At 65.7% G+C, this 6,942-nt stretch carries 8 protein-coding genes; 3 read left to right on the top strand and 5 right to left on the bottom strand.

What is annotated here, in order from left to right:
* On the top strand, nucleotides 1–842 hold an 842-nt coding region (locus NA4_RS11995; RefSeq protein ID WP_067468697.1), incomplete at its 5' end, for an IPT/TIG domain-containing protein.
* 92 nt (nucleotides 843–934) lie between these two features.
* On the opposite strand, the gene NA4_RS42020 is transcribed toward NA4_RS11995, so the two are convergent.
* From NA4_RS42020 to NA4_RS42125, 5 genes are all read right to left on the bottom strand, one after another.
* Nucleotides 935–3,685 carry a P-loop domain-containing protein gene (locus tag NA4_RS42020; RefSeq protein WP_157128958.1) on the bottom strand — a complete coding sequence of 917 codons (2,751 nt, stop codon included), beginning with the start codon at nucleotides 3,683–3,685 and terminating at the stop codon, nucleotides 935–937.
* Nucleotides 3,686–4,053: 368 nt separating this feature from the next.
* Entirely contained in the window at nucleotides 4,054–4,659 is a 606-nt protein-coding gene (locus tag NA4_RS11985; RefSeq protein ID WP_067468673.1) for a hypothetical protein, read from the bottom strand.
* Between the two features lie 146 nt (nucleotides 4,660–4,805).
* Entirely contained in the window at nucleotides 4,806–5,123 is a 318-nt protein-coding gene (locus NA4_RS11980) for a hypothetical protein (protein ID WP_067468670.1), read from the bottom strand.
* Nucleotides 5,124–5,126: 3 nt separating this feature from the next.
* Nucleotides 5,127–5,450, bottom strand: coding sequence for a hypothetical protein (locus NA4_RS11975; RefSeq protein ID WP_067468667.1), 324 nt, complete (start codon nucleotides 5,448–5,450; stop codon nucleotides 5,127–5,129).
* Nucleotides 5,447–5,611 carry a hypothetical protein gene (locus NA4_RS42125; protein ID WP_157128957.1) on the bottom strand — a complete coding sequence of 55 codons (165 nt, stop codon included), beginning with the start codon at nucleotides 5,609–5,611 and terminating at the stop codon, nucleotides 5,447–5,449. The genes NA4_RS11975 and NA4_RS42125 overlap by 4 nt, the downstream gene beginning before the upstream one ends.
* 179 nt (nucleotides 5,612–5,790) lie before the next feature.
* On the opposite strand from NA4_RS42125, the gene NA4_RS11970 reads away from it, so the two are divergent.
* Together NA4_RS11970 and NA4_RS11965 are read left to right on the top strand one after the other, a co-directional pair.
* A complete protein-coding gene (locus NA4_RS11970) occupies nucleotides 5,791–6,645 on the top strand; it encodes a helix-turn-helix domain-containing protein (protein WP_218022289.1) in 855 nt (284 codons plus the stop codon).
* The gene (locus NA4_RS11965; protein WP_067468661.1) at nucleotides 6,642–6,851 is read left to right on the top strand and encodes a DUF397 domain-containing protein; all 210 of its coding nucleotides are present in this window, start codon (nucleotides 6,642–6,644) and stop codon (nucleotides 6,849–6,851) included. Before NA4_RS11970 ends, NA4_RS11965 begins: the two co-directional genes overlap by 4 nt.
* Nucleotides 6,852–6,942: the final 91 nt, after the last annotated feature.

The raw sequence follows: 6,942 nt of genomic DNA, 5'->3' as shown, positions 1-6,942 counted from the left end.
GTGCCGTGGTGCCCGCCGGGACGGTGGGGCCTGTCGCGGTCACGGTCACTACCGTGGGCGGCGTCAGCAACGGCGTGGTCTACACCTACGTTGCCGCGCCCACCATCACCTCGATAGTCCCGAACTCGGGTCCGCTCGCGGGTGGCAACACCGTCACCCTCACCGGAACGAACTTCACCGGTGCCAGCGCGGTGACCTTCGGTAGCACTCCGGCGACGTCCTTCACGGTGGTCTCCGGAACCCAGATCTCCGCTGTGGTCCCCGCGCGGGCAGCCGGATCGGTCCAGGTCACCGTCACCACTGTCGGCGGCGCCAGTAACGGCGTGGTCTACACCTATGTCGCCGCGCCCACACTCAGCTCGATAGTCCCGAATTCGGGTCCGGCCGCGGGTGGCAACACCGTCACCCTCACCGGAACGAACTTCACCGGTGCCAGCGCGGTGACCTTCGGTACCACTGCGGCGACGTCCTTCACGGTGGTCTCCGGTACCCAGATCTCCGCTGTCGTCCCCGCGCGGGCTGCCGGAACGGCCGCCGTCACGGTCACCACCGCCGGCGGCACCAGCAACGGCGTCAACTACACCCATCTCCCCGCACCGACGCTCACCCAGCTCACCCCGAACCACGGGTCCTTCTCCGGCGGCAACACGATCACCCTCACCGGCACGAACTTCACCGGCGCGACCGCCGTGCGTTTCGGCACGAAGGCGGCGACGTCGTTCACCGTCACCTCCAGCACCCGGATCAGGGCCACAGTGCCTTCTGGGACGGGCGTCGTCGCCGTAACGGTCACGGCCCCGGGCGGCACCAGCAACGGACTCTCGTACACCTATCACAGTTGACCCGGGAACCTCCCGGTCTACCCGGCGTACGTCCCGATGTCGTTGCCGCGGCCAGGCAAATGCAGCGACGACCCGTCGATCGACCGCAACCGCTATGTTCCGGTGCCGCGCAGCAGGATTCGGACGACGGTCAGCCCGTCGTCGTCCGGTATCGCGAATTTGTAGTTGTACTGCTGTTGCGCGGTGGGAGTGAAGGCGAACCGGATCAGGCAGACTTTGTCGGGCTGGGCGCAATCGCTGTTGACGATGCTGTAGCCGGGTCCGGAGAAGTCCGCCTTCGACGCGTCGTAGCAGGCTCGCCAGACGAAGGAGACGTCCTGCTGCGCGGTGCTGCCGACGGTGACCGCTCCGAATTGCAGGGTTTCCACGACGTGCGGGCACTGGGGCGGCGGCTTGGTCGTGGTGGTGGTCGTCGTGGTCTTGGTCGTCGTCGTTGTTGTCGTTGTTTTTGTTGTCGTTGTGGTCTTGGTCGTGACGGTGGCCGAGCGTGCAACGGCCGACGGCGTCGTGGTGACGTTCCGTGCGGTGGTCGTCGGGTCCAGGGGCGCGACGATCGCTTCCTCGCCGGGCGACGATTCGGCCGGAACCGGCGGTGACGAGTCCACGGTGATCGTCGTGCCGACGCCTTCAAGGGCGACATCCCTGGTCGGCGCCGCGAGGACGATCCACAAGCCGAGGACGACCGCGACGACGGCAGCGCTCAGCAGGGCCAGGCGCGTTGTCGGACGAGTCATCGATTCGGCACGGGCACGTTGTGCGCGCCACTGATCGATGGTGTCCGAGAGCTGCCGGGTAGTCGGGTGTTGCGCGCCGAATCGCCTGGTGAAACTCGGCAGCCACGATTCCCCGAGTGCGATGCGCTCGTCCACCGAACCCACGGACATGCTGGTGAGGAATGCGAGCGCGCCGCCGGGATCTGCTGCGGCCAGGTAATGACGGATCGCCGCGACCTCGCGGTATGCCGCGGCCTGCGCCGAGGTGCACCGTTGCAATGCGAGCAGGATGGCCCGATTGGCGCGCCGCGGCGACACGCCGACACTGGCATTCGCGGCCGTCAACGACACGTGCAACGCGGTGTGCGCGAGCCCGATGTGCTCGTCAGGAGTGTTCGGGCGGCGGCGGCTGAGCAGCGCGCCGAGGCCCACCGCGAGGTTGCGCACCTGCGGCTCCGGCATATCGGACGGGCCGAGCTCTTTGATCGATTCGCACAGCACCTCGATCGGTAGGACCGGACCCGGACCGCCGGTCAGCACGAGGGCGATCAGGAATCCGAGATGGTCGACGGCGGCGGTGTCGCCGGTGCGAGTGAGCGATTCACGCATCGCCTCCAGCCGCCGCTGAGCCAGGAGATCGACATCGAGCCCACGCGCGAGGTCCGCGTCGGTCAGCAGGGCGGCGACGTCGACGATCAGCCGCGCGAGCAGCCAGCCGCCGGTGGTCGCCGACTGGTCGCTTCCGGTGTCCGCCAGGTCCGCCGACGCCAGCAGCGCGGTGATCCTGGCCTCCGGCCACGGCTCGCCGCGCTGGTCGCGCACGTGTGCACGCAGGAACGCGTGGACGTCGGATGCGGTCGGGGCAGGCAGCGCGAACGACCGCATGCGCCCGAAAGCGGGCAGTGCCAGCACATCGGAACCGGTCCTGGCGCTGACGATCACCCGCACGTGCTCGTAGTCGGCGTGTGTCGTGAGACTGTCGATGGTGCGGGCGATGCCTTCGCGGTGGCCGGGCTCGGTGGGGATGTCGACGCCGTCGATGACGACGGTGACCTGATACTCGGCGTGGCTGAACCGGCGCAGCACGCCGTGCAGTTCCGCCGTGATCGCGTCGCCTCGCTCGCCGGAATCCGAAACAGCTTCGGCCGCTTGTTGTCCGGCCGAATCGCGCAGCCGCCGTCGCAGCTGTACCACCATCTCGCGCATGAGTCTGTCGGCGGTGCTGGTCCCGGTCAGGAAGACGGCCGCATCGACGCTGACCGCGGCGGTGCGCATCGTGGGAGCGGTCGACGTCGCGGTCAGGCCGGGACGCACCAGCAACGCCATCAGCACGGACTTCCCGGATCCACCGGAGCCGACGATTCCCCGGAGTCGCTCGAATCCGTAGCCGGCCAGCTCGTTGAGCTGCCTGCGCATCATCGCGGTCACGTACAGCCGCGAGGTCAACTCGTCGACAGTCGTGGCGTCCGCCCGGCCGGTGACCGCGTCACTCGTCCTGGCGACGTTGCGCACCAGCCACAGGCCTGGGTCGCCGTGCTCGTTGACCTCCCCGACCGCGATCGAAAGACTTTGCGGCAGCTGCGATGTGCACGAATTCGCGGTCGAGTCGCGCAGGTCCGCGGGCAGGATGTGCTCACCACGCAGCGGCAGGCCGACACCGAAGGCATCGAGCATGGAACGGGTGAAACACCCGTCGTACGCCAGCCCGCCGTCAGTCGCGACCAACAGCTCCAACCGGCCGGTCGACTGGACTACCGTCTCGGACCATTCCCGGACCGCGGCCTGCGTCGCTCCCTCGGTCTGGCACGCGTCGACCAGCACGATCAGCCCGTCGATGCCGGGGTATGCGCTGGCGAGCTCGCCGACCGTCGACGGCAGATTGAACGCTTTGTTCGAGGTGAACGCGCGGCCGCCGCTTGCCGTCGGCGGCTGCGAATCCTTCGTGAAGAAGTAGTACCTCGCGGGCCCGCTCACGGCCAGTCCATGCCCGATGAAACCGAGTAGCAACGTAGCCCGTTGCTCATTCGCCGCTTCGAAGGCCGCTTCCAACACCGAATGCAGCTGCGCGAGTGTCGGATCCGTCAACGTCATGGACTCGCCGTCGTACGGGCGCCATCCCCCGGACGTCACCAGTGCCGACGATAATGCGCGCGCCAGCTCGCCCGGAAAACCGAGGCGAGGCATCGCGTCGCATTCCGATCCGACGATCAGCGCAAGCCGGTTCCCCACAGGGCGATGGTATCGCCCTGCATGGGACTGTGTCTTCGGATAATGTGGGTATTTACTTGTCTGACAACAATTTTCATGTGCAAAACGACGTGAGCATTCGGAATGAGTCATCCACTATGACTGTTTTGAATCCAGATAACCGACTCGTCGGTACCTGAATCGAATACCAGATGGCGAACGGTACGGTTCCTCGAAGCCGGCGACAGCCGTGTCGGGCGCGCTCGCCGTCGCGCCTCGGCCGCCGCAGAACGCCGGACTGTCGAACCCCTTCACGGTGTTCGGAGCAGGGCTATGGCGGCGTGGTTGCGGTCGGGATCGAGTGTTATCGCCGCTGCCCAGGCGTGTGCTGCGACGACGCGTTGGTCGAACAGCTCGATCCAGGTGTCGGTGTCGGTGCGGGTGTCGTTGATCCAGGTGGGGGTGGGGCCGAGTTCGGGCAGGTGGGTGTAGGTGAGTGCGGTGTAGGTGCGTGCGCGGGCGTCGAAGATGGTTGCCGCGCACATGTCATCGGCTCCGGCGCGTTCGTGCAATTTGCCCGCCATCGCCGCTTGTATCGCCTCGTCGGGGACCCGGCCGGGACCGGCGAAGATCTCCCCGACGGCCCGGTAGGCGAGTCCGAATCCCCACAGGCGGCCGTGGAATCTACGGATCAGCCATTCGGCCGCGTCCAGGATCGGGGAGCGTTCGGCGTCGGGATCCAGGACGATCACGGTGTGGGCCGTCTCCTGGGTACCGGGTTTGTCGGTACAAGCGAACCCCCAGAAGTGAATCGAGTCGACATCCGCGTCTGTCACGTCGCGACTGCGTTCGGCCATCATGGTGGCGAGGATCGCGTCTATCGCGGTGTCCGGCGGATACCGTATGCCGGACGCCATCACTGCTTGCGCCGGCGTCTTCCGCCTGTACCGCCGCTGCTTTCGTCGTTTAGGCATTTCCCTCTTCAATCAAGTCAGGCTGCGAGTGGCACACCACGGAGGGGTCTACTCGCGTTTTGCCGCAGGGGTGTGCCGCTCGTGGGCGGCTACTGGGGTGGGAGGGGGAGGTCGGTGGGGTGGGGGCCGTGGGTGGACAGCAGGACCTGCCAGTAGTGCTTGCGGACGGCGTCCCAGAGGTGGAAGTGGCGGGGGAACCATTCGCGGGCCTGGGCCAGGTCCGGGAGTGCGCGTTCATCGAATGCGACAAGGCCGCACTGCCCCAACGGGATCGGCACTGTGCTGCCGTCGCTGCGCAGCCGGTAGGCGGGTGTGGTGTCGCGGTCGTCGCACAAGAACAGGATCTCGATGCGATGCCCGACCAACCGCCATCCGGCGTGGGTGTCGCCGACCGTGGTCCGATGCAACGTTCACCCCCACAGCGGTTCCGGTGGTGCCGCCAGCTCCGACAGCCGTTCCAGCACTTCGTGCAATGTGCGCGCGGCCGGTCGCGGGTCGGAAGGACCGAGTTGGTCGGCGGGCGGAAACGGTATGCCGCGTGCGGCGGCGCGTTCACGCGGGCTGAGTGTCTGGGGTGTCAGCCGTCCCGCTGCCACCAGCGTGTGATGCGCCGCCGCTTTCCACGCGCACCGCTGCACGCGGCAGGCACGATGCGCCTGCATCTGCGCGTGCGCCAGCCGCAGATCAGCATGTCCACACACCTCAGGTGGCGTGAGCAGGGTGTCCCGGTTCACCGTCCCGCCACCTCTTCGACGGGATGCCCCGATGCGGCGACGCGTACCCACTTGGCGGGTGGGCACACCGCCTTCGGCTGGACCCGGCTGTCAGGCGTAGTCCGCTCTGCCAGTCGGGAATTCGTCATGGTCGCGAGTTGTCTTCCGTGTTGCTCGGGCATGCGCATATGCTGCGGGCGTACTCACGAAGCGAGGCTCGAAACGGCCGGTGCGCGGCAATCGGTGTGTATGCCCTGGAAGCTTCCTGAGTTCGGCGCACGGCGACTCTCGCCGTGGGAAAACACAGGTCACTACGTGGGAAGCAGGGGAGGAACACAGAATGGTGGGTACCAGGTCAGACGTGCGCAGGACGACGCTGCAGCATCGACAGCTGGGCCGAGCGCTGCGCGACGCGCGCCAGGCGCACGGCTACACCCTCGAACGGGTAGCCGAAGCCCTGGAGTTCAGCCGCTCCACACTCAGTCGGCTCGAACTCGGTCAGAACGAGAAGGTCAAGGTTCGGGATGTCGATTACATCTGTCAGTTCTATGGGCTTTCAGAAGAACGGACGGAGTATCTGAAATTACTCGTAGAGCAGTCCAGTTCTCGGTTTTGGTGGGAGGACTTCCGAACTCTGATTCGGCCGGGATTCAACACCTACCTTCAATTAGAAGCAGTGGCAACGGGATTCCACTTCTTCAATTCGCTGGTTATTCCGGGCCTCTTGCAAACCGCCGACTACGCACGACACGTAGTGGCGTCTCCGCAGACCGATACCCCGGAAGAGTTGGATCAGCGTGTTGCGCTGCGAATGCAGCGTTCGGCGATACTCACTCGTCGGCACAAGCCAGTGCAAGCAGAGTTTCTGCTGCACGAGTCGGTCATGTACACCGTTGTCGGCTCTCAGCGGTCCATGTCTTCGCAACTCCGCCATGTTGCCGACATGAGCACACTGGACAACGTATCGATCCGGATAGTTCCGTTCAGTGCAGGATTCCCAGCAGGTCTGGCTATACCGCCTTGCATCATCATCGACTTCCCGCATAACGAGCCGTCTGCTGTCTACACCGAAGGCGCCATTGGCACAATGATTTTCGAAGAGGGTAGCGACGTAGACCGCTTTCTGGGAATTTTTGACGCTCTTCGGGGTGCTGCGCTCGAAGAACGACCGTCAAGAGATCTGATCAGGAACATTGCAAGGAGATACGAACAGTGACCAACGACCTATCCGGCGCGCTATGGTTCAAGTCGAGACACAGCGGAGATGGCGAGTCGTGTGTCGAAGTCGCCTGGCTCGCCGCTGGTCACGTCGGCGTCCGTGATTCGAAGAACCCGACCGGCCCGGCACTGCTCTTCACGCCGGGCGAGTGGGACGCCTTCACGGCAGGCGTGATAAACAACGAATTCGCCTGGCCTGCCTGATCGGTCGAACCATGTCACTAGCAGACGGCGGCCCGTGATTCCGGTGTACAACCGTCGAGGCTGCCGTCTGCTATTGTTGGCGCAACCTGCG

Source organism: Nocardia amamiensis NBRC 102102, assembly GCF_001612745.1.
GTDB lineage: Bacteria > Actinomycetota > Actinomycetes > Mycobacteriales > Mycobacteriaceae > Nocardia > Nocardia amamiensis.
The sequence above is the reverse complement of the archived record's forward strand: the minus strand, read 5'-3'. Positions and strand labels throughout refer to the sequence as shown.